The organism is Streptomyces sp. LN549, from assembly GCF_043203805.1.
Lineage (GTDB): Bacteria > Actinomycetota > Actinomycetes > Streptomycetales > Streptomycetaceae > Streptomyces.
In genome coordinates, this window is record NZ_JAZHRI010000002.1 from 8,741,090 (window position 1) to 8,762,686 (window position 21,597).

The 21,597-nt window shown below is 72.0% G+C and carries 16 protein-coding genes; 11 read left to right on the forward strand and 5 right to left on the reverse strand.

From position 1 onward, the window contains the following. Window positions 1–12 precede the first annotated feature (12 nt). Window positions 13–1,467, forward strand: a complete 1,455-nt coding sequence (locus SH922_RS38670) for a benzaldehyde dehydrogenase (protein ID WP_393063171.1) — start codon at window positions 13–15, stop codon at window positions 1,465–1,467. A 34-nt stretch (window positions 1,468–1,501) separates the two neighbouring features. Further along, window positions 1,502–2,746, forward strand: a complete 1,245-nt coding sequence (locus tag SH922_RS38675; protein WP_393063172.1) for an MFS transporter — start codon at window positions 1,502–1,504, stop codon at window positions 2,744–2,746. A 114-nt stretch (window positions 2,747–2,860) separates the two neighbouring features. Here the strand turns inward: SH922_RS38675 and SH922_RS38680 are convergent, their stop codons facing one another. Next, on the reverse strand, window positions 2,861–3,793 hold the full coding sequence (locus tag SH922_RS38680; RefSeq protein ID WP_393063173.1) for an aminoglycoside phosphotransferase family protein: 933 nt from the start codon (window positions 3,791–3,793) through the stop codon (window positions 2,861–2,863). A gap of 169 nt (window positions 3,794–3,962) precedes the next feature. Here SH922_RS38680 and SH922_RS38685 point away from each other — a divergent pair, with 169 nt between their 5' ends. From SH922_RS38685 to SH922_RS38695, 3 genes are all read left to right on the forward strand, one after another. Beyond that, entirely contained in the window at window positions 3,963–5,372 is a 1,410-nt protein-coding gene (locus SH922_RS38685; RefSeq protein ID WP_393063174.1) for a hypothetical protein, read from the forward strand. Window positions 5,373–5,441: 69 nt separating this feature from the next. Beyond that, entirely contained in the window at window positions 5,442–6,704 is a 1,263-nt protein-coding gene (locus SH922_RS38690; RefSeq protein WP_393063175.1) for an AAA family ATPase, read from the forward strand. After that, window positions 6,701–7,942, forward strand: a complete 1,242-nt coding sequence (locus tag SH922_RS38695; RefSeq protein ID WP_393063176.1) for a VWA-like domain-containing protein — start codon at window positions 6,701–6,703, stop codon at window positions 7,940–7,942. The genes SH922_RS38690 and SH922_RS38695 overlap by 4 nt, the downstream gene beginning before the upstream one ends. Before the next feature lie 11 nt (window positions 7,943–7,953). Here the strand turns inward: SH922_RS38695 and SH922_RS38700 are convergent, their stop codons facing one another. After that, entirely contained in the window at window positions 7,954–8,559 is a 606-nt protein-coding gene (locus tag SH922_RS38700) for a TetR/AcrR family transcriptional regulator (protein WP_393063177.1), read from the reverse strand. Window positions 8,560–8,800: 241 nt separating this feature from the next. Here SH922_RS38700 and SH922_RS38705 point away from each other — a divergent pair, with 241 nt between their 5' ends. From SH922_RS38705 to SH922_RS38730, 6 genes are all read left to right on the forward strand, one after another. Then, complete coding sequence (locus SH922_RS38705; RefSeq protein ID WP_393063178.1) at window positions 8,801–9,358, forward strand: (2Fe-2S)-binding protein; 558 nt, start codon at window positions 8,801–8,803, stop codon at window positions 9,356–9,358. Beyond that, complete coding sequence (locus tag SH922_RS38710; protein ID WP_393063179.1) at window positions 9,355–10,347, forward strand: FAD binding domain-containing protein; 993 nt, start codon at window positions 9,355–9,357, stop codon at window positions 10,345–10,347. Before SH922_RS38705 ends, SH922_RS38710 begins: the two co-directional genes overlap by 4 nt. Then, a complete protein-coding gene (locus SH922_RS38715; protein WP_393063180.1) occupies window positions 10,344–12,506 on the forward strand; it encodes a xanthine dehydrogenase family protein molybdopterin-binding subunit in 2,163 nt (720 codons plus the stop codon). The genes SH922_RS38710 and SH922_RS38715 overlap by 4 nt, the downstream gene beginning before the upstream one ends. After that, window positions 12,499–13,632, forward strand: a complete 1,134-nt coding sequence (locus SH922_RS38720) for an XdhC family protein (RefSeq protein ID WP_393063181.1) — start codon at window positions 12,499–12,501, stop codon at window positions 13,630–13,632. The genes SH922_RS38715 and SH922_RS38720 overlap by 8 nt, the downstream gene beginning before the upstream one ends. Window positions 13,633–13,884: 252 nt before the next feature. Further along, a complete protein-coding gene (locus SH922_RS38725) occupies window positions 13,885–14,694 on the forward strand; it encodes an NPP1 family protein (RefSeq protein ID WP_393063182.1) in 810 nt (269 codons plus the stop codon). Window positions 14,695–14,753: 59 nt separating this feature from the next. Beyond that, window positions 14,754–16,937: an alpha-galactosidase gene (locus SH922_RS38730; RefSeq protein ID WP_393063183.1), complete on the forward strand. Its 2,184-nt coding sequence runs from the start codon at window positions 14,754–14,756 to the stop codon at window positions 16,935–16,937. Window positions 16,938–17,009: 72 nt separating this feature from the next. Here the strand turns inward: SH922_RS38730 and SH922_RS38735 are convergent, their stop codons facing one another. From SH922_RS38735 to abc-f, 3 genes are all read right to left on the reverse strand, one after another. Next, window positions 17,010–18,068: a phosphotransferase family protein gene (locus tag SH922_RS38735; protein ID WP_393063184.1), complete on the reverse strand. Its 1,059-nt coding sequence runs from the start codon at window positions 18,066–18,068 to the stop codon at window positions 17,010–17,012. Continuing rightward, window positions 18,062–19,717: an ABC-F family ATP-binding cassette domain-containing protein gene (locus tag SH922_RS38740; RefSeq protein WP_393063185.1), complete on the reverse strand. Its 1,656-nt coding sequence runs from the start codon at window positions 19,715–19,717 to the stop codon at window positions 18,062–18,064. Before SH922_RS38740 ends, SH922_RS38735 begins: the two co-directional genes overlap by 7 nt. Before the next feature lie 78 nt (window positions 19,718–19,795). Further along, window positions 19,796–21,430 carry a ribosomal protection-like ABC-F family protein gene (gene abc-f / locus SH922_RS38745; RefSeq protein WP_393063186.1) on the reverse strand — a complete coding sequence of 545 codons (1,635 nt, stop codon included), beginning with the start codon at window positions 21,428–21,430 and terminating at the stop codon, window positions 19,796–19,798. Window positions 21,431–21,597: the final 167 nt, after the last annotated feature.

Genomic DNA, 21,597 nt, shown 5'->3' on the forward strand with positions numbered 1-21,597 from the left:
GAAGGCAGAAGCATGACAGTTCTGGACAACGGCGTCTGGAGCGGGAGGTTCTTCAGCGACGGCTGGCAGGACTCCTCTTCCACGTATCCCGTGCTCGAACCGGCCACCGGAGAGCAGCTCGGCTCCGTCGGGGCGGCCACCGCCGACGACGTACGCAGGGCGGCGACCCGCGCCGCCGAGGCCCAGCGTGAGTGGGCGGCGACCTCGCCGCAGCAGCGGGCGGCCGTCCTGCGCCGCGCGGGCGAGATATTCCGGGAGTGCGCCGACGAGGCCGGGGAGTGGCTGGTGCGGGAGGCCGGCTCCGTGCGGGCCAAGGCGGGGTTCGAGATCGAGCTCGCCGTGGGCGAATGCTTCGAGTGCGCCGGGCTGCCGACCCACCCCCAGGGCGAGGTGCTCACCTCCGAGGACGCCCGCTGGTCGTTCGCCCGGCGCCGCCCGGCGGGTGTCGTGAGCGTCATCGCTCCCTTCAACTTCCCGCTGATCCTGGGCCTGCGCTCGGTGGCGCCCGCACTCGCCCTGGGCAACGCGGTGCTCCTCAAGCCGGACCCGCGCACCGCGGTGAGCGGCGGGGTCGTCATCGCGCGAGTCTTCGAGGAGGCCGGGCTGCCCGCCGGCGTGCTGCATCTGCTGCCGGGCGATGCCTCGGTCGGTCAGGCGGTCGTCGAGGCCCCGGAGGTCAGGGTCGTCTCCTTCACCGGCTCCACCCCTGTCGGACGTGCCATCGGTGAGCGCGCCGGACGCCTGCTCAAGCGGGCCCACCTCGAACTGGGCGGAAACAACGCGCTGGTGGTCCTGCCCGGTGCCGATGTGGCGAAGGCGGCCTCCGCCGGCGCGTTCGGGTCCTACCTCCACCAGGGCCAGATCTGCATGACGACCGGCCGGCACATCGTGCACGAGTCGTTGCTGGAGGAGTACACCGCCGTCCTCGCCGCGAAGGCCAAGGCGCTCCCGGTAGGCGACCCGGCCCGGGAGGACGTGGCCCTCGGGCCGATCATCGACCGCCGTCAGCTGGAACGGGTCCACGGCATCGTCACCGACAGCGTGGCAGCGGGCGCGTGCCTGGCCGCGGGCGGCGAGATCGCCGGAGCCGGCTATCTCGCCACCGTACTGACCGGACTGACACCGGACATGCCGGCCTGGCGGGAGGAGATCTTCGGCCCCGTGGCACCCGTCATGGGCTTCTCGGACCTCGACGACGCCGCCCGGATCGTCAACGACTGCGAGTACGGGCTGTCCGTCGGCATCCTCGGTGACGTCGGCACGGCGATGAAACTCGCCGACCGGATCGAGTCCGGCAAGATCCACATCAACGAGCAGACCGTCGGTGACGAGCCCAACGCACCCTTCGGCGGGGTCAAGGCCTCCGGCACGGGGTCCCGGTTCGGTGGCGCCGCAGCGAACATCGAGGCCTTCACCGAGGGCCAGTGGGTCACCGTCCGCCCCGACATCGCCGACTACCCGTTCTGACTCCGGTCTCCTGACCTCGCTGAGGGGAATCCCCATGACATCCGTCATTTCGTCCGAAGCGCCGGACCGGGCCGGCAGAAGCAGCGCCTGGACGGTGGCCCTGTGCTGGATCACGGTCATGCTCGAGGGCTACGACCTCGTGGTCCTGGGCGCCATCATCCCGACCCTGCTCAAGACCCACCACCTCGGCATGACGGCGGGCGACGCGACCACCATCGCGACGCTCTCGCTCGTCGGCGTCGCCATCGGTGCGGTCTCCGTCGGCCCGCTCGCCGACCGGCTGGGACGGCGCCGCCTGCTCATCGGCTCGGTGGTGCTGTTCTCGGTGTTCACCCTCGTCGTGCCGCTCGCCGACTCCGTAGGGATGTTCGCCGCCCTCCGTCTCATCGCCGGCCTGGGCCTGGGCGCCTGTATGCCGGTGTCGCTCACGATCATGGCTGAGCACATGCCTGCCGACCGCCGGGCGCGGGCCAGCACACTGACGATGACCGGCTACCACACCGGCGCCGTGATCACCTCGCTGCTGGCGCTCCAGGTCACCGACAACTGGAAGGTCCTCTTCTACATACTCGGCATCGCCGGCCTCGGTGTCGCCGTCATCCAGTGGTTCCGCCTCCCGGAGTCCGAGGCGTTCGTCCGGACCAAGGAGAAGGCCGGGCAGCGCGTCCCGTTCACCGAACTGCTGAAGCCCGCGTACCTGCGTGCGGGCATCGGGATCTGGGTGGCCTCCTTCATGGGCCTGCTGCTCGTCTACGGCCTCAACACCTGGCTGCCGAAGCTCATGAACGATGCCGGCTACCCGGTCCCCGCGGCCGTCACCCAGCTCCTCGTGCTCAACGTGGGCGGTGTGGCCGGTCTGATCGTCGGCGGAATCGTCGCCGACCGGCGGGGCATCAAGGGCACCACGCTCGGCTGGTTCGGAGCAGCAGTGGTCATGCTGTCGTGCCTGAGCGTCAAGCTGGACAGCGACCTCCTGCTCAACGTCGTCATCTTCTTCACCGGAGTGTTCGTCTTCTCGGCCCAGGTCCTGGTCTACGCCTACGTGACGAACTTCTACCCGGCGGACATCCGGAGCACCGCTCTGGGCTCCGCCTCGGGCATCGGCCGCATCGGTTCGATCGTCGGCCCGTCGATCACCGGCGCCCTGGTCGCGTCCGGGATCGGTCACCCGTGGGGGTTCTACTTCTTCGCGGCGGTCGCGGTCCTCGGCTTCCTGGCGGTGCTGACCCTGCCGCGTACCGCACGCAACTCCCGGGAGGAACTGGGCACCGCCGCCTGACGGAACTCTCGGCCGAACTTCCTCACCGAGCGGCGGTACGGGCCCATCCGGGTTCCGTGCCGCCGCAGGCGACCGCCAGGCGCGGGCCGGAGCCGCCCCGCGCCCGTCGTGTGCTCAGGACCGATCCGTGAGCAACTGCGCCAGGCTGTCCATGATTTCCGTGAGCACGTCCCGCTGCGGGCCACTGCGGGCTCTGCGGAAGCCGTGCCGTCGACCCCAGAACGCCGCCTGTACCGCGTGGAGTTGTGCCCAGCGCCGGGTTCGCTCGCGGTCGATCTCCGCGGCCTCGGTGAAGACGTCCAGTGTCCGGTCGACGGCTCGGCGCAGATCATCTGCCCCGAGGAGTGCCGGCGCCCGTGTCTTGAGCAGATTCCCGCCGTCGTACGCGGGGTCTCCCGCGTACCCCTTGGGGTCGACGGCCAGCCATGGCTCGCGGTCGGCGCGCAGGATGTTCCTGGCGTGGAGGTCGCCGTGGATGAGGACGTCCGGCTGAGTGCCGCCGAGTTCGCGGACAGTCGCCACAGCGACGTCGATCACGCGGCGCGACAGCGGGTGAGCCAACTCCTCGGCGTCTCTGCGCAGCGATTCCTCCCAGGCCCCGGCCCGCTCCCGCAGCCGGGGCAGACCGGGCGGCGCGGGAACGGCCAGCCGCCGGCTGATCAGCCCCGCCACCCGCACGACCTCGTCCTCGTCCTCGACCTCTCCGAGGTCCGACGCCCGTACCCGTTCCAGCAGCATCGCGAAGCGCGCGTCGTCGCGCTCGTACAACCGCACGGCTCCGCGCCCACCCCATACGGCAAAAGCGTCCGGCTCATGGACGTTCCCCGGGTGCGGGAACGACACCTTCAGCACGGCGTCGGCTGCGCCGTGCCGTCGTACCGGGACGACGACGCCGACCCCTCCGTGCGCGGCGCCCCCGTCCGGAACGCACCCCCAGCGCCCCAGCAACTCAGTGACGATTACGGGTAGTTCGGCGATCCATGTGGCGCCTACCTCACCCTCGCGCTCGATGGTGCCACGTGCGAACGCCTCCGGGATTCCGATCATCCCGGCACCCTATGCGCTCGCCCCGGGCGATGGCTGCCGCGAGCCCCGGCGTGCGGACGAGCCGCGCGAAAAACGTCTGGCGGGCGCGCGAGCGGGCCGTTAGGCTGCCCGCGATGACGACACGAACTGATCACCGATTGGGGGACCCGTCCGCGCAAGGTGAGTGCTGATGCTCACTCAGAACGCGAATCGGGACCCCTTCCTTTCCTTCTGGCTGCGCGTGCGCGAGTTCGCCGTGCCGCCCTCCATGATCGAGACCGCGACCGCCCGCCGTCACGCCGGTGACTGGGCGGGGGCGTGTGCTGCCGCGGGCATCGACGTCGATCTCCGCTTGCGCTCCCTGGCGTGCAGCCACGGCCGGGAACTCGCCGCCCGAGTAAGGGCGGACCTGCGCCACCTGGTGCCGGATCTACTGCGCTGGCACCTGCCGAGGATCGCCCCGCACGGGCTTCTGCGCCCGGGACTGACGATTCCTCTGGCACGGTACGACGCCGAGGAGCCGGACGGCCGGGACCCCGTGCACCTCGTGGTGCGGACCCCGCCGGCCTGGGCCGACGCGGGGCAGCGGATCAGCCTCGCGCTGTGGGACGGATCCCGCTCCGAGGCGGGCGACCGCCGCCATCCGCACCCCCGTCCCAGCCGCCGCTTCCGCCTCGATCTGCACCGCCACCTCTGGGACGCCCGCCGGACGGGCGAACTGCGCATCCGGTCCGGGGCCGACCGTCCGCCAGTCGACCGCGACGACGCGATGGACCCGGCCGTGCTGGACCGGGTGCCCCCGGACCGGCGCTGCGCAGCCGGCCGATGGGCGGCCGAGGCGGCCCTTCTCCTGCGGGCCGAGTCCCGGCCCACCGGCACCTTCGCCGTGCGATTCGGGGGCCGGTACCGGCTGCTCCTCGAACTGGGCCCGCACGGTGACGGATCCGGTCCGCATGCGCTGCGGATCGCGGAGGCGTCCCCGGACAGCGCCGGCTCCGTGCCACCGGTCCTGCCCGACGCTGCGACCTGGGCGCTGCCCGACCTGGAGCTGATCCGTAGTGGGGTGTTCGAGGCCGGCCGGCTGCACCCGCTGGTGGTCTCGTCGCTGCTTCCGGATCATGTACCGGCCGGTGCACCACGGCCGGCCGAGGCGACCGGACAGCCGCGCCTGGTGGAGTGCAGGGGAGCACAGCACCGGATCGGCCTGGTCGGCGGGGTGCTTTCCGCACTCGACCACGACCCTGCCGAGCTCCACCGCGAGGAACTCCTGGCCGCACTGACCGGCACACCGATGCCGTGCCTCCAGGCCATCGACGAGGCGCACCGCCGCCCGGACTGCCTCACCGGCGTCCGTGAACGTCTGGACCACGGCGACATCGAGGGTGCGCTGGCCGTCGTCGAAGGCCTGCTGGGTCCCGGAGCGATCCTGCGCAGCGGTCCTCTGCGGGACGAACTGGAAACCGCGGCCCTGCGACGGATCGCCTACGGCCTGTTCCGGGCGGACCTCGTCGGATCCGGGTCCGGCCACCCCCGCCCGGAGTTCCGGCATTCCCGGGACCGCCACCCGTACCGGCGCCCACGTCACGCAACCTTCCGCTGAGCCGGGGACCTGGCCCCCGCGTTCGACGCCGTATCCGTATGCATACCGAGACCCCTCAGGTGATCACCCATGCCCACACGCACGCTGTCCGCGCCCACCGATTCCCCCTACGGCCGAACCCCTGTCTCCCAGCTCGACGTCGCAGGCCGGCTGATGGCCCTGCTGAGCGCCACCACCACCGAACCGCGCCCCGACACCCAGCTGGAGGCCCTCACCCTGGCCGTGGCCGCCGACCTGCCGGTCCTCCTGTGGGGCGAGCCGGGGATCGGCAAGAGCGCCGCCCTCACCCAGCTCGCAGCCTCCCTGGAGCTCCCGCTGACCACGGTCATCGCCAGCGTCCACGAGCCGTCCGACTTCTCCGGGCTGCCCATCGTCGGTGACGATCCCGCGGAACAGGGTGTTCCGATGGCACCGCCGGACTGGGCGGTCCGCCTGGTGCGGGCCGGCCGTGGGCTGCTGTTCCTCGACGAACTGTCCACCGCTCCGCCCGCCGTGCAGGCAGCCCTGCTCCGTCTCGTACTGGAACGCCGGATCGGCGCGCTCCAACTCCCGCCCGGCGTGCGGATTGTTGCCGCCGCCAACCCCCGTTCGTCGGCGGCGGACGGCTGGGAGCTCAGCCCGCCCCTGGCCAACCGGTTCGTCCACCTCCAGTGGGTCCATGACCACGACGTCGTGGTGCGCGGGCTCGGCGGTACATGGCCCCGGGCGACCCTGCCACTGCTTGCCCCCGAGCGGCTCGCGGAGGCCGTGGACTTCGCGCGCCGGGCGGTGTGCGGGCTGCTCTCCGCGCGCCCCGCACTCGTTCACCGGCTGCCCAGCGGGGAAGCACGGCGGGGTGGAGCCTGGCCCTCGCCGCGGAGCTGGGAGATGACGCTGCGTCTGATCGCCTTCGCGACCGCGGCCGACGCCTCGCGCGACGTGCTGTCCCTGCTGGTGAGGGGCGCGGTGGGGGACGGTCCGGGCCTGGAGCTGCTGGCGAGCCTGGACCGGATGGACCTCCCGGATCCGGAGTCACTGCTTGCCGACCCGGCCGGCGCCGAGCTGCCCGAGCGGGGGGATCTGCGGCAGGCGGTGCTGGACGGTGTGGTGGCGGCGGTCCGCCGGAGTCCTGAGAAGTCCCGTTGGGACGCGGCGTGGGCTCTTCTGGTCCGGGCGCTGGAGACCGGGGCCCCGGATCTGGTCGTCGTCCCCGCGACGACACTCGCCACACTGCGGCAGCAGGACTGGGCCGTACCGGAGTCGATCGAGGCACTCGCCGGAGCCGTGTCGCTCTCCCGGCGCGCCGAGCAGGCGGCGGCCCGCGCCACGGTCGCCACCAAGGTCCGCCGGTGACCCCGGGCGAACCGGGGGCACTGGACCTCGACAAGCTCTTCGCCGCCCGGCTGCAGGCGGCCCGGGCCCGGCCCTACCTGGCGACGGCGTTGTTCGCCCTGCACACCGTGGAGTCGCGGCAGGTCCCGACGATGGCCGTTGACCTGCACTGGCGGTGTTATGTCTCGCCGGGCTTCGTCGACCGGACACCGGTGGAGGAACTCGCCGGCGTATGGGTGCACGAGGTGTCGCACCTCCTGCGCGACCACCACGGGCGCAGCGACAGGTTCGCACGGGAGCACGGGCTGACCGGTCCCGCGGAGCGGCTGCGGATGAACATCGCGGCCGACTGCGAGATCAACGACGACGTGTTCGGGGACGGTCTCGTCCAGCCGGCAGGTGCTGTCGAGCCCCGGCACCTGGACCTGCCCGAGGGGGAGCTCATGGAGGACTACCTGCGTCAGTTCCGGCTCGGGCCGCGTACGCAGGACCTGGCCTGGCTGGACTGCGGCAGCGGTGCCGACGGGCTGGAACGGGAGTGGGACCTGGGGCCGGAGGGCGCCCACGGCCTCAGCGCACAGGAGCGGGACGCGGTGCGCTTCCGGGTGGCGCAGGGCATCATCGGCCGGCCGGGCAGCGCCTCGAAGGGGTGGCAGAGATGGGCGCAGGAGGCGTTCCATCCGCCCCAGCCGTGGCGGCAGTTGCTGGGAGCCGCGGTCCGTTCGGCGGTATCGGGGCCAGGGGCGGGTGAGGACTACACGTACGGCCGTCCTGCGCGACGCTCGGCCGGGGTGCCCGGTGTCGTACTGCCGAGCCTGCGGCGCAGGCCTCCCCGGGTGGCGGTGGTCGTCGACACGTCAGGCTCGGTCAGCGACACGGAACTGGGCAGTGCGTTGCTGGAGGTCGCCGCCATCTCCCGTGCCGTGGGCGGCCGTCGGGACCTGGTCACCGTCCTCTCGTGCGACGCGGCGACCCGGGTCGTGCACCCGTTGTGCCGTGCCGAGGGAATCCCGCTGGTCGGCGGCGGGGGCACGGACCTGCGCACGGGCTTCGCCAGGGCGCTCAGGTCGCAGCCCCGGCCCGATGTCATCGTGGCTCTCACCGACGGACAGACGCCCTGGCCGAGCGCACCGCCGCCGTGCCGGACGGTGGTCGGTCTCTTCGACCGGCCCCGCGCGGGGGGATGGGACGAGGACGATGCCGAATACGTTCCGGATGAACCGCCCGCGTGGGCGCGCACGGTGGTCATCGGGGCGTGAGCCGGACGACCCTATGGCTGAGCCTCCGGGGAGGGCCCGCCCGCGCCGGGCGCCCCCGCCCGCAGCCCGTCCATGACGAGGTCCAGGAGCCGGGCGGCCCGCGGCTGCCAGTCGCTGTGCGGGTCGAGCTGCCAGAGGCCGGCGATGGCGAGTGTGAAGTCGTCGGGGGTCACCCCCGGGCGGATGGTGCCCGCCTCCTCGTTCGCGTTCAGCAGGAGCGTGATGCCGCGGGTCACCGGACCGTGACCCAGCTGGGCCAGGCTGCCGTACCTGCTGGCGGTCGTGCGGAGCGCGTCGGCCAGGCCGGCCTTGGCCATGGCGTACCGAGCCAGCCGGTCCATCCACTCCCGCAGGGCCCGGTCGGGCGTGCGGGTGCTGAGCAGCTGGGCCGCGGTGTCGGCTACCTGCTGCATCTCGTAGCGGTAGACCTCCAGGACGAGGGCCTCACGGTTGGGGAAGTTGCGGTAGAACGTCCCCTGACCGACGCCCGCCTTCTTCGCGATCACGCTCACCGGGGCGTCCGCGGACCGCGTCAGCTCGGCCAGTGCGACGGCCAGGATGCGCTCGCGATTGCGTTGCGCGTCCGGACGTTGGGGCGTGCTCCGCTCGTCGTCCACGCCTCCTCCTTCCGGAAACACAGCCAAGTCGGTCTTGCTGAGCGGACAGCCGTCCGCTAGGTTCGACGGGTAAGCGGACAGCTGTCCGCTTCGCTCTTCCACCATAGCGGTAGATCGGGCCAATGTGGCTGACCAGCACCTCCGGCTATCCGTTCACCAACCGCATCGCCCTCTCCCTCCCGGTACGTCTGCCGGGATCGTCTCGTTCGACGCGCATAAGCAATGCGAAAGAAGGCTGATCATGGCCCCATCGACGTCCAGTGCCATCACCCTGAACATCAATGGCGAAAAATACACGCTGCCCGTCGACCACCGCACCACTCTGCTTGACGCCTTGCGCGAGCGACTCGATCTGACCGGCACCAAGAAGGGCTGCGACCAGGGCCAGTGCGGTGCCTGCACGGTACTGCTGGACGGGCGGCGGGCCGTCTCCTGTCTGCAACTCGCGGTCGCGGCCGAGGGGCGGGCGATCACCACCATCGAAGGCGTCGCCGACGGAGACCGCCTGCATCCGGTGCAGCAGGCCTTCCTCGACCTCGACGGCTACCAGTGCGGCTACTGCACGCCGGGTCAGATCTGTTCGGCCCTCGCGGTGATCGAGGAACACGCGGCGGGCTGGCCGAGCGCCGTGACCGATGACGTCCGGCCGGAAGCGGGGGTGCCCGTTCTGACCGCCGAGGAGATCCGTGAGCGGATGAGCGGCAATCTCTGTCGCTGCGGCGCCTATGTGTCGATCGTGCAGGCCGTGGCACGCGCGGCGGAAGAGTCCGCTGCCGACGCCGAGGAGGCTGTGGCATGAGGGAATTCGGATACGAGCGAGCCCTCGACGTCTCCGGGGCCGTGGCCCTGCTCGCCGAGGACCCCGACGCCCGCTTCCTGGGTGGCGGAACCAATCTCGTCGACCTGATGAAGGCCGGCGTGGAACGGCCGACGCTTCTTGTCGACGTCCAGGAACTGCCCCTCGGGGACATCGCGTTCACCCCCGACGGTGGGCTGCGCATCGGTGCGACCGTCACCAACAGCGACCTCGCGGCCCATGCCGACGTGCGCCGGCACTACCCGGCTCTGGCGCAGGCACTCCTGGCCGGCGCCTCCGGGCAGCTGCGCAACATGGCCACGGTCGGCGGGAACCTGCTCCAGCGGACCCGCTGCGGCTACTTCGGTGACCTCGCCAAGCCGTGCAACAAGCGCACCCCCGGCAGCGGTTGCCCCGCCCTGGCGGGCGAGCATCACAACCACGCGATCCTCGGCGCCTCCGAGCACTGCGTGGCGACACACCCCTCGGACATGGCGGTCGCGCTCGCGGCCTTCGACGCCGTCATCTCGTACGAAACCGCTGACGGGCCCGGCGAGTTGCCGATCGCCGAGTTCTACCGGCCGGTGGGGGAGACCCCGCACATCGAGACGGCTCTTCCGCCCGGCGCCCTGGTCACCGGTGTCACCGTGCCGCCGGCCGCGGTCGCCGCGCGCTCCCGCTACCGCAAGGTGCGCGAGCGTGCCTCTTTCGCGTTCGCGATCGGCTCCGTCGCCGCCGCGCTCGACGCCGAGGACGGTGTCGTACGCGAAGTGCGCCTGGCCTTCGGTGCGGTGGCGTCCCGGCCCTGGCGGGCCCGTGCGGCCGAGCGCGCGCTGACCGGCGGCCCCGCGGACGCCGAGGCGTTCGCCGCGGCGGCGGATGCCGAACTGGCCGCCGCCGAGGCCCTTCCGGAGAACGGATACAAGGTGACGTTGACACGCAACCTCGTCGTGGCCGTGCTCACCGAACTCGCCGAGGAGGCCGCCCGATGACCACGACGACCGAGAACACCACCGTGACGGGAGCCGTCGGCTCCACCCGTACCCGCGTGGAGGGCAGGGACAAGGTCACCGGCGCGGCCCGCTACGCCGGCGAGATCCCCTTCGCCGAACTCGCCCACGGCTGGCTGGTGCTGTCGACCGTGGCCCGTGGCCGGATCACATCCGTCGAGGACGCCCCCGTCCGCGCCATGCCCGGAGTGCTCACCGTGCTCCACCACGGGAACGCGCCCCGGGTCGACACCGATTACACGGGCATGCTGGGACGGCCCAACCCGGTCGTCGGGATCTTCCAGCACGACCGGGTGCCCTTCATGGGCTGGCCCGTGGCGCTGGTCGTCGCCGAGACCTCCGAGCAGGCCAGGGAGGCCGCCGAGACGCTGGTGGTCCGCTACGAAACGGAACCGCACGACGTGGGGTTCCACGCCGGGCACTCCGGTGCGTACACCCCCGACGCCGACACGATGGCCCAGGCCGAGACGGAGAAGGGCGACCTGGAGGCCCGGCTCCGGGAGTCCGCCTTCGTCGTGGACGAGGAGTACTCCACCCCGGAGGAACACCACAACTCCATGGAACCGCACGCGGCGACGGCCCGGTGGGACGGCGGCCGGCTGGATGTCCTCGACTCCAATCAGGGCACCTTCTGGGTGGCGGGCGAACTCGCGTCGCTCTTCTCCCTCGACCCGGGCTCCGTCCGGGTGCGGTCCGAGCACGTCGGCGGCGGCTTCGGATCGAAGGGCCTGGCCCCCCACCAGGTGGCCGCCGTGATGGCCACGACCCTTCTCCACCGCCCCGTCCGCGTCGTACTGACCCGCCGGCAGATGTTCTCGCTGGTCGGGTTCCGCAGCCCCACCGCGCAACGGATCACGCTCGGCGCCGATGCCGACGGCCGGCTGCGGGCCTTCGACCACGAGGCGCTGAGTCTCACCTCGACCGTGCACGAGTTCGTCGAGTCGAGCGCCAATGTGGGACGCACCATGTACGACGCCGACGCTCATCGCACCCGGCACCGGCTGGTCCGGCTCGACGTGCCGACCCCGACCTGGATGCGGGCGCCGGGTGAGACACCGGGTTCCTTCGCCGTCGAGTCGGCCATCGACGAGCTGGCCGAGAGGTGCGGCCTGGACCCGATCGAGCTGCGGGCGCGCAACGAGCCCACGGTGGGTCCCGTGTCGGGGCTGCCCTACAGCCGCCGCAACCAGCTCGCCTGCTTCGAGGAGGGCGCCCGCCGCTTCGGCTGGTCCGGCCGGGACCCGCGCCCCGGACTGCGCCGCGAGGGACGCTGGCTGCTCGGGACCGGCATGGCTGCGGCCTCCTTCCCCGCCGGTGTCGGCGCGTCGACGGCTGCCGTGACCGCGGAGCCGGACGGCCACTTCACCGTGGGGATCAACGCGGCGGACATCGGCACCGGGGCGAGGACCGCGATGGTCTCGGTCGCCGCGGACGCGCTGCGCGTGGATCCGGACCGCGTCCGGGTACGCCTCGGGGACAGCGACCTGGGCCCGGCGTGGATCGCCGGAGGCTCCATGGGCACGCGCTCCTGGGCCTGGGCGGTGCGGCTGGCGGCGGACGAACTGCGCGAACTGCTCGCGCTCGGCGGATCCATTCCGCCGGAGGGACTCACCACCCGCTCGGACACCTCAGACGCCATCGACGCCCTGGTCCAGAAGGAACGGCACTCGTACGGGGCGCAGTTCGCCGAGGCCGCCGTGGACATCACCACTGGTGAGGTGCGCGTCCGGAGGCTGCTCGGAATCTTCGCCGCAGGCACCATCGTCAACCCGCTGACCGCACGCAGCCAGTTCGTCGGCGGCATGACCTGGGGGCTCTCCATGGCCCTGCACGAGGAGGCGGTCCGCGACGCGGCATCCGGCGGCTACGTCAACGCCGACCTGGCCGGCTATCACGTCGCCTCCCACGCCGATGTGCCGCACATCGAGGCGGACTGGGTGGACGACCACGACCCGGAGGACCCGGTCGGGATCAAGGGCATCGGCGAGATCGGCATCGTGGGCGTCGCCGCCGCCATCGCCAACGCGGTGTGGCACGCCACCGGTGTACGCCACCGCCGCCTGCCGATCCGCCCCGACCGGGTCCTCGCGGCGGCGGAAGAGGCACGACAGCGGGCTGCGGAGGAAGCCCCGGGTGCTTGACATCGCGGCGGCCCTGCACCGCTGGGCCGAGGAGGGGCGGGACTTCGCCGTCGCCACCGTGGTGGCGGTCGACGGCAGTGCGCCGCGTGCCCCCGGCGCGGCCCTGGCCGTCGACAGCGAAGGCACCGCCATCGGCTCGGTCTCCGGCGGCTGCGTGGAAGGGGCGGTGTACGAACTGTGCGTCCAGGCCCTCCAGGACGGCCGGACGGTGCGGGAGCGGTTCGGGTACAGCGACGAGGACGCGTTCGCCGTGGGACTCACCTGCGGCGGAGTCATCGACGTCCTCGTCACACCGGTGCGCTCCGCAGAGCCGGTGCACCGGGCGGCGTTGTCGGCAGCGGGCCGCGACGAGCCGGTGGCGCTCGCCCGAGTGGTCCGGGGGCCGGGCGGACTGCTCGGCCGGGCGCTGCTGGTCCGGGGCGACGGATCGTACGAGGGCAGCCTCGACGGACGTCCGGCCCTGGACCGCAGGGCCGCCGCGGAGGCGCGGGCGCTCCTGGACGCCGGCCGCACCGGCCCCGTGGAGATCGCGGAGGACGGCACGAGCTGTCCGGGCGGCCTGACGCTGTTCGTGGAGTCGAGTGTGCCGCCGCCCCGGATGATCGTGTTCGGCGCCGTGGACTTCGCCACGGCGCTGGTGCGGGCGGGCAAGTTCCTCGGCCACCATGTGACGGTGTGCGACGCCCGGCCCGTCTTCGCCACCCGCGCCCGTTTCCCGGAGGCGGACGAGGTGGTGGTCGACTGGCCGCACCGGTACCTCAGGAACACCGCGACCGACGAGCGCACCGTCCTGTGCGTGCTCACCCATGACGCCAGGTTCGACATCCCCCTGCTGGAGGCGGCCCTGCGGCTGCCGGTCGCGTACGTCGGCGCGATGGGCTCGCGCCGCACCCATGAGGACCGCAATCAGCGACTGCGCGAAGTCGGGCTGACCGAAGCCGAGTTGGACCGGCTGCACTCCCCGATCGGCCTCGACCTCGGCGCCCGTACGCCGGAGGAGACCGCACTGTCCATTGCGGCGGAGATCGTCGCGGAGCGCCGGGGCGGCACGGGCGCCCCGCTGACCGGCTCGCGGACGCCCATCCACCACGACCTGGAACGCACGCCGGGCGCGGCGCTGAGGTGAGTGGCGCAGGGGCGCGGCTGACTGCCGCTTGTGGGGCTCCTGTCCCGGAGGCGCCGGGCGGGAGACCGATCTCGTCCGGAAGACGGTACGCCCGGTCCGGCCGGCCCGTGACCGCATCCGCCGGGTGGCCGGGCGTCGACGCCTGCTCCGTACCGGACGTGCCGTAGAGCTGTTGGCCGACGCTTCATCACTGCGAAATCCGTGACGCCCGACCGGGACACGGGGTTCCGCGAGCTTGGACATGGGCATGCCATGGCATGGCCGAGTCCGGCAGGTGTGAACCAGGAGGATGCAGTGAAGAACACAGGACGACTCCGCAAGGCGTCACTCGCCCTGGCCGCCGCCGCGGCGCTGGTCGTCGCCTCGTCCGGCAGCGCCTTCGCGGCGGTGCCGGGCGCTCTGCCCGCGAACGCGGACGGACTGGAGCAGACTTTCCAGCCCGCCTTCGACTACGACGGCGACGGCTGCTATCCGACACCCGCCATCGGCGCCGACGGGACCATAGCTCCCGGACTGAAGACCACGGGCGCCGTCAACGGCAGTTGCCACGACTCCTGGGACCTGGACAACACCAACGGCTACGCACGCTCCAAGTGCAACAACGGCTGGTGCGCCATCATCTACGGCCTCTACTTCGAGAAGGACCAGGCCGTGGCCGGCAGCGGGCTCGGCGGGCACCGTCACGACTGGGAGCACGTCGTGGTGTGGGTGCAGGACAACGAGGCGAAGTACGTCTCCACCTCCGCCCACGGCGACTTCAACGTGTACGGCCGGGACGGGATGCTGTGGGACGGGACGCACCCCAAGGTCGTCTACCACAAGGACGGAATCGGCACGCACTGCTTCCGCCGCGCGACCACGGGCGACGAGCCGCCGGAGAACCACTACCACCAGTGGCAGTTCCCCGATCTGGTCGGCTGGAACGGCTACCCCGCAGGCATCCGGGAGAAGCTGGTGCAGGCGGACTTCGGCAGTGCAGTCTTCGGTCTCAAGGACGGCAACTTCGCCGGTCACCTGGACAAGGCGAAGCCTGCGGGGATCCCTTTCGACCCCTACGCCTGACCGGCGCGAACGGGGCGGCGAGGCGAGGCGCCGCCCCACCGGTATCGAGAGGACACCGCATGACCCTCAGCACCACCCGGATCGCACACCTGCGCGCAGCGGGGGTGAGTTTCGTCGTCGAGCTCCGTGCTCCACTGCCCCGCATCCTGCACTGGGGCGAGGACCTCGGGGAGCTGACCGATGACGGTCTCGCGTCCCTGGCACTGTCTGCGGACGGAGCCTCGCTCCACTGCGCACTCGACGAGCCACGGCAGTTCACGGTCTGGCCGACCCAGGCCGACGGCTGGTCGGGCACCCCTGCCCACGAGGGCCACCGGGCCGGCACGGCCACCACGCCCCGTGTCACGATGACCGGCGCCGAAGAGGGCCCGGACGCACTCGTCATCGCTCTCCGGGACTCCGACGCCGGGCTCGACCTCACGCTCACCTATCGGCTCGACCCGTCCGGTGTGCTGGGCGTGCGCACCCGGATGTCCTCCCCGGCCGATGCCCCCGGCCCCGCCCCGTACGATCTCGCCGCCACCACCGCCCTGCTCCCGCTGCCGAACCGCGCGCAGGAGATCCTCGACTTCACCGGCAAGTGGTGCCGCGAACGCTCCCCGCAGCGCGGCCCGCTAGCTTTCGCCGGCCACGTCCGCGAGGTCCGCCGGGGCCGCCCCGGGCTGGACGCGCCCTATCTGCTGACGGTCGGTGTGCCCGGCTTCGGATTCCGTACGGGCGAGGTCTGGGCCCTGCACGTCGGCTGGAGCGGCAACCAGCGCTGGCTGGCCGAGCGGCTGCCCGAAGGCGCCGGGGTGCACGGCGGCGTCCTCGGCGGGGGCGAACTGCTCTCGCCCGGCGAGATCCGGCTCGCACCGGGCGACAGCCACACCTCGCCCGAGTGCTACTTCGCGTGGTCCGCCGAAGGTCTGGACGGTCTCGCCGGACGCTTCCACACGATGCTCCGCTCCCGCCCCGGGCACCCGTCGTCACCGCGCCCGCTGACGCTGAACACCTGGGAGGCGGTCTATTTCGACCACCGTCCCGAACGGCTCCTCGCACTGGCCGACGCCGCTGCCGCCGTCGGGGTGGAGCGTCTCGTCCTGGACGACGGCTGGTTCCTCGGCCGCCGCGACGACACGGCCGGACTCGGCGACTGGACGGTCGACCCGCAGATGTGGCCCCAGGGACTGACCCCGCTGGCGGACCGGGTGCACGGCTACGGCATGCAGTTCGGGCTCTGGGTCGAACCGGAGATGGTGAACCTCGAATCGAACCTCGCGCGGGAGCACCCCGAGTGGATCCTCGGCCCGTCCGCGGGCCTGGGGCCGAGCTCCCGCCGGCAGTACGTGCTGAACGTGGCCCACGAGGAGGCGTTCGCGTATCTCCTGGAATCGCTGGACGCCCTCGTCGCGGAATACCGCATCGACTACCTGAAGTGGGACCACAACCGGGAACTGCACGAGGCGGTCCACCGCGGCACGAACGGCGGTGACCGGCCCGGCGTGCACGCCCAGACACGAGCCCTGTACCGGCTGATGGACACTCTCAAGTCCCGCCGCCCCGGCCTGGAGATCGAGTCGTGTTCCAGCGGGGGCGGTCGCGTCGACCTCGGCGTCCTCGCCCGCACCGACCGGGTGTGGGCCTCGGACTGCAACGACCCCGTGGAGCGCCAGTCCATCCAGCGCTGGACGGGGCAGTTGCTGCCGCCCGAACTCGTCGGCGCCCATGTCGGGGGCCCGCGCAGCCATACGACGGGCCGGGTCACCGACGACTCGTTCCGCCTGATCACCGCACTGTTCGGACACGCGGGCATCGAGGACGACCTGACCGCCCGCACGCCCACGGAACGGGAGGCGCTGACCCGGTGGGCCGCGCTCTACAAGGAGGTACGCGGGCTGCTCCACGGCGGACGGGTCGTCAGGGCGGATCTCGGCGACGACGCGACGTACCTGCACGGAGTCGTCGCACCGGATGCCGCTTCCGCGCTGTACTGCTGGGCGCGGACGGCAACCTCCGTCCCGGCACAGTCGGGCCGCGTCCGTCTGCCCGGACTGACCCCCGGCCGGCCCTACCGGGTCCGCATCCGCACGGAGGCCGGGCTGCCCTCCATGCATCAGGTCGTTGCTCCCGCCTGGTACCGGGAGGCGGTCAGGGAGTGGGTCCCGATGCCCGGCTCGGTACTGACCGGTGCGGGGCTGCCCATGCCGACGCTCAACCCGGGACAGGCCCTGCTGATCGAGGTGGCCGCACCGGAGGTGTGAACCGGTGAGAGCACGCACCGGACGCCGCAGGCCCCGCCCTCCGGGCGGACGACGATATGTCGCGGACACTCCCTAGTACCAAGGGCGGGTGTCGTGCGCGGGCAGCGGCCGCAGTTCCGGCCAGCGTTCCAACAGGCGCACGGCCAGAGTGGAGCTGAGGCGGCCCATGGCGTGCAGTTGGTCGTGGTCGCGGGTCAAGTCGGCGACCACGCCGAGTCGGTGGACGAGCCGCTCGCGGGCGGAGATGTAGCCCCACTCGAAGTCCTCGGTGGGCACCCGGGCGAGCTGGTCGACCGTGCCGCGGTGGGCCCGCTCGACGAGCGCGTCACCCTGGATCAGCCAGCCGGCGCACGCGTCAGCGAGGTCGCCCGGCACATCCTTGCCGGTGAGGCTGCGCCAGGTGGTCCGGTAGATGTCCTCGACCTCCGCGAGCGGGGCTGCCGTGACCGACATCGCGCACCAGCAGGTGGGGAAGCCAATGCGGAAGTACGCGAGTTCGACCAGTCCGTTGCCGAGGGAGGCTCGTTCGAAGTCGACGAAGCGGACGCCGCCGGTGGTGCGCAGGTCGTTGCCGGGGCACGGGTCGCCGTGCAGCAGCGCATGGTGCTGCGTGGGATCCAACCGGTCGAGGAGAGCGGTGAGTTCATCGGGCACCGCGGACGGGACGGGCACGTCGAGCGTCCGGGCCAGAGTGAGGAAGGACTCCGCATCGGCGGCCGTGGGCCCCGACCAGGCCGGGAGCGCGCCTGCGTCGGCGGGCCCGGTCAGGGCGTGCAGTCGGGCGAGCGACTCGGCGTACCCCGGCATCCAGTCGTCCGTCTTGCCGAGGTCGTCCAGGTGCTCGAGGACCATCACCCGCGCGGGCAGGTCCGTGGCGAGCACCGCGGGGGCCACTGTGGGCCCGGTTGCCCGCCCCGCCAGGCGCAGCCCGGCGACTTCCCGCGCGAAGCGCGTGTCCGCGTCGGCGCCCGCGTCCCCGTCATCGGTGATCTGCTTGACGATCACCAGACTTCGGTCGGCCAGCCGGACCCGCCACACCCGTGACCGCGGACTGCTGTCCAGGAGCTTGCTCCGTTGTGGGATGCCCACGGTGGAGCGCAGTGCTTCGTCGAACGGAAACCGGTTCAGCATGCGGACGAGCCTAGGGCCTCCCGCTCCGGGCGCAGCCGCAGCTCCCGCCCGTGCCAGCGCCTCCGCAGCCAGCGGTCGTGGCTCGCCAGGACGATGGCCCCGGGACCCGTGCCCAGGGCCTCCTCCAGTTCGTCGCACAGGCGCGGGGACAGGTGGTTCGTGGGCTCGTCCAGCAACAGGAGCTGCGGCGGGCGTGCCGTCAGCACGGCCAGGGCGAGCCTGCGGCGCTGGCCGACCGACACCTGTCCCACCGGCCTGTCGAGGTCTCCCTCATGCATCAGGCCGAGCGAGACCAGCGGCACCTCCTCGGCCCGTTCGAAGCCCAGTGCCTTCTCGTACGTCTCCCGGACGGTGCGGTCAGGCCGGGCGAACTCCGTGTCCTGGGTGAGCATCCCCACCCTCAGCCCCGGCCGCCGGCCCACCTCGCCCTCGGCGGCGAGAGTGCCGGCGAGCACCGCGAGGAGTGTCGACTTCCCCGCGCCGTTGTCCCCCGTGACCAGCAGGCGTTCGGCCGCCGTGACGTCGAGGCTGTCCACGGCCAGACGGCCCGGGACACGTACCCCGCGCAGGGACACGAGGGTGCCTTCCGCCGACGGCCCGGCCAGAGAGGTGTACCGCAACCGCAGCGGCGGGGGCGGTTCACCGATGCGGTTGCGCTCGAGCTCGTCCAGCCGGCGGGAGGCGTTGCGGACCCGGCGTGCGATCTGGCTCTGCACGCGGCCGGCCCGCAGGCCGTACCCCATCTTCTCGTTGTCGCGAGGCCCACGGTCCGGTGCGACCATGCGCGCGGTCACATCGGCCGAGCGCCGCAGCGCCTCCAGCTCCTGTTGTTCCTCTGCGTGACGGCGCTCCCAGCGGGCCCGCTCGGCACGCTTCTCGCTCAGATAGCTGCTGTAGTCGCCGCCGAACCTTACGGGACCGTCGACGGCCGGATCGAGGTCGATCAGGTCCGTGCAGACGGCGTCGAGGAAGGCCCGGTCATGGCTGGCGATCACCACGGGGCCCGGCATGTCGCGCAGGTGTTCCTCCACGAAGGCGGCGGCCTCGTCGTCCAGGTGGTTGGTCGGCTCGTCCAGCAGCAGGGCCGAGGGACGGCGCACCAGCAGCGCGGCGAGTGCGAGACGGCCACGCTGCCCGCCCGACAGCGAGCCGAGAGTCCGCCCATGCGGCAGCGCCGCGAGGCCGAGCCCGGTGAGCAGGATGGCGGCACGCCGGTCGGCGTCCCACGTCTCGCGTTCCTCGGCCTGTTCGAGCCGTCGTCCGTACGCCTCCAGGAGCGCGGCGTGGCCGGGGGAGCTCTGCGGGGTGCGGGCGAGCAGCCCGGAGAGCCGGTCGAGCTCCGCCAGGTCCGCCCGGGCCTCGTGGAGGGCGTCGTCCAGTACGTCGGCGATCGTGGACCCGGTGTCGAACGCCATCTCCTGGTGCAGGAAGCCCACATCGGCGGGCCGGGTGACGCTGCCGGATTCGGGTTCGTCCGTCCCGGCGAGGAGCCGCAGCAGAGTCGACTTGCCGACCCCGTTCTCCCCGATCAGGCCGATGCGGTGGCCGGGCGACGCGGTGAGTGACACCCCGTCGAGTACGCGCCGCGCACCGAAGGTGCGGACGAGGTCGTGTGCGAGCAGGGCGGGCGGGGGTGTGGGGTTGCTCATCGTTGCCTCCAACGTGATCGGTTCTCGGCCCGCCGGGCGCTCGGCCTCGGGCGCGGGCCAGGACGGCACATCAGGAGGTCACGTCTGCGGCGCTCCGGTCTCCATCAGCTCTCCGTCGGCCAGCCTCAGCCATCGGTCCACCCCGATCCGTTCGAGGAACCGCTCGTCATGGCTGACGACCACGAACGCCCCCCGGTAGGAGCCCAGCGCGCTCTCCAGCTGATCGGCGCTGACCAGGTCGAGGTTGTTGGTCGGCTCGTCCAGGAGCAGCAGCTGCGGGGCCGGCTCCGCACACAGGACACAGGCCAGGGTGGCCCGCAGCCGTTCGCCGCCGGACAGCACACCGACGGGCAGGTGGGCACGGTCGCCGCGGAAGAGGAAACGTGCGAGCAGATTCAACCGCTCCGCCTCCGACCGGTGCGGGGCGAACGCTGCGAAGTTCTCGGCCACGGTGAGGTCGAGGTCGAGCAGATCGAGGCGTTGCGAGAGGTACGCGATCCGCCCGTCGGCACGCCTGATCTCGCCTCCGTCCAGCGGCAGATCGCCGTTGATCACGCGCAACAGCGTACTCTTGCCTGCCCCGTTGGGCCCGGTGAGCGCGATGCGCTCCGGGCCCCGGATCGTCAGGTCGACGCCCTGGCCGGCGAACTGCTCCTGGTCGCCGTGACGGACCCGCATCTGTTCACCGAGCAGGACGGTGCGCCCGGCGGGGACGTCGGTTTCCGGGAGGTCGAGGGTGATGCGCTGTTCGTCGCGTACGGCGCGGCCCGCCTCGTCCAGCCGGGCCTTGGCCTCGCCGACCCTGGCGGCGTGCGTCTGACCTGCCCGGCCCGCGGACTCCTGGGCGCCCCGCTTCATGTTCCCCGCGAAGATGCGCGGCAGACCCGCGCTCTTGAGGTTGCGGGCCGCGTTGCTCGCACGGCGCTCGGCCCGCTCACGGGCCTGCTGCAGCTCCCGCTTCTCCCGTTTCAGCTCCTGCTCGGCATTGCGGACGTTCTTCTCGGCCACCTCCTGCTCGGCCCGCACGGACTCCTCGTAGGCGGTGAAGTTGCCTCCGTACAGGCGCAGTTCGCCCGGGTTGAGTTCAGCGATGCGGTCCATCCGGTCGAGCAGTGCGCGGTCGTGGCTGACGAGCAGCAGGGTCCCGTTCCACGCCTCCAGCGTGTCGTGGAGCGTACGGCGCGCGTCGATGTCCAGGTTGTTGGTCGGCTCGTCGAGCAGCAGGACGTCGGGCCGTTTCAGCAACTGGGCCGCCAGCCCGAGCGAGACGACCTGGCCGCCGCTGAGCGTGCCGATGCTGCGGTCGAGGGTGATGCCCTCCAGCCCGAGCCGGTCCAGCTGGGCGCGGGTGCGCTCCTCGATGTCCCAGTCGTCGCCGATGACCGCGAAGTGATCCTCGCGCACGTCGCCGGACTCGACGGCATCCAGTGCGCGGATCACCGCGTCGACGCCCAGGACCTGCGCCACCGACAGATCACCGGTCAGGGGGAGGCTCTGCGGGAGGTAGCCGAGTGTGCCGCCCACGGTCACGGACCCGGTGGCGGGGCGCAGTTCCCCGGCGATCAGCTTGAGCAGGGTGCTCTTGCCGGACCCGTTGGGCGCGACGAGGCCGGTACGGCCGGTACCCACGGTGAACGACAGATCGGCGAAGACGGGAGTGTCGTCGGGCCAGGAGAAGGAGAGGTTCGAGCAGATGATGGATGCGTCGGACATGCGGAATACCTCGCGTGTGAATCCGGGATCGGCACAGACTGCCGCCCCGGAGGAGTGGCCGAAGGGAACAACGACATGGCCACTGCGGTGGCGCCCCTGGGCGCCCGCGGTGGCCGATCACATCCGGGTATCACCCGGAGATGTCGTCGTCGCCTGCCATGTCTGGT

Bases quoted from the DNA above. Each gene is read 5' to 3' on its own strand.
- SH922_RS38670 (WP_393063171.1), top strand. From the start codon at position 13: ATGACAGTTCTGGACAACGGCGTCTGGAGCGGGAGGTTCTTCAGCGAC.
- SH922_RS38725 (WP_393063182.1), top strand. From the start codon at position 13,885: ATGGCATGGCCGAGTCCGGCAGGTGTGAACCAGGAGGATGCAGTGAAG.
- SH922_RS38715 (WP_393063180.1), top strand. From the start codon at position 10,344: ATGACCACGACGACCGAGAACACCACCGTGACGGGAGCCGTCGGCTCC.
- SH922_RS38685 (WP_393063174.1), top strand. From the start codon at position 3,963: ATGCTCACTCAGAACGCGAATCGGGACCCCTTCCTTTCCTTCTGGCTG.
- SH922_RS38690 (WP_393063175.1), top strand. From the start codon at position 5,442: ATGCCCACACGCACGCTGTCCGCGCCCACCGATTCCCCCTACGGCCGA.
- SH922_RS38740 (WP_393063185.1), bottom strand. From the start codon at position 19,717: ATGAGCAACCCCACACCCCCGCCCGCCCTGCTCGCACACGACCTCGTC.
- SH922_RS38675 (WP_393063172.1), top strand. From the start codon at position 1,502: ATGACATCCGTCATTTCGTCCGAAGCGCCGGACCGGGCCGGCAGAAGC.
- abc-f (WP_393063186.1), bottom strand. From the start codon at position 21,430: ATGTCCGACGCATCCATCATCTGCTCGAACCTCTCCTTCTCCTGGCCC.
- SH922_RS38730 (WP_393063183.1), top strand. From the start codon at position 14,754: ATGACCCTCAGCACCACCCGGATCGCACACCTGCGCGCAGCGGGGGTG.
- SH922_RS38680 (WP_393063173.1), bottom strand. From the start codon at position 3,793: ATGATCGGAATCCCGGAGGCGTTCGCACGTGGCACCATCGAGCGCGAG.
- SH922_RS38710 (WP_393063179.1), top strand. From the start codon at position 9,355: ATGAGGGAATTCGGATACGAGCGAGCCCTCGACGTCTCCGGGGCCGTG.
- SH922_RS38735 (WP_393063184.1), bottom strand. From the start codon at position 18,068: ATGCTGAACCGGTTTCCGTTCGACGAAGCACTGCGCTCCACCGTGGGC.
- SH922_RS38705 (WP_393063178.1), top strand. From the start codon at position 8,801: ATGGCCCCATCGACGTCCAGTGCCATCACCCTGAACATCAATGGCGAA.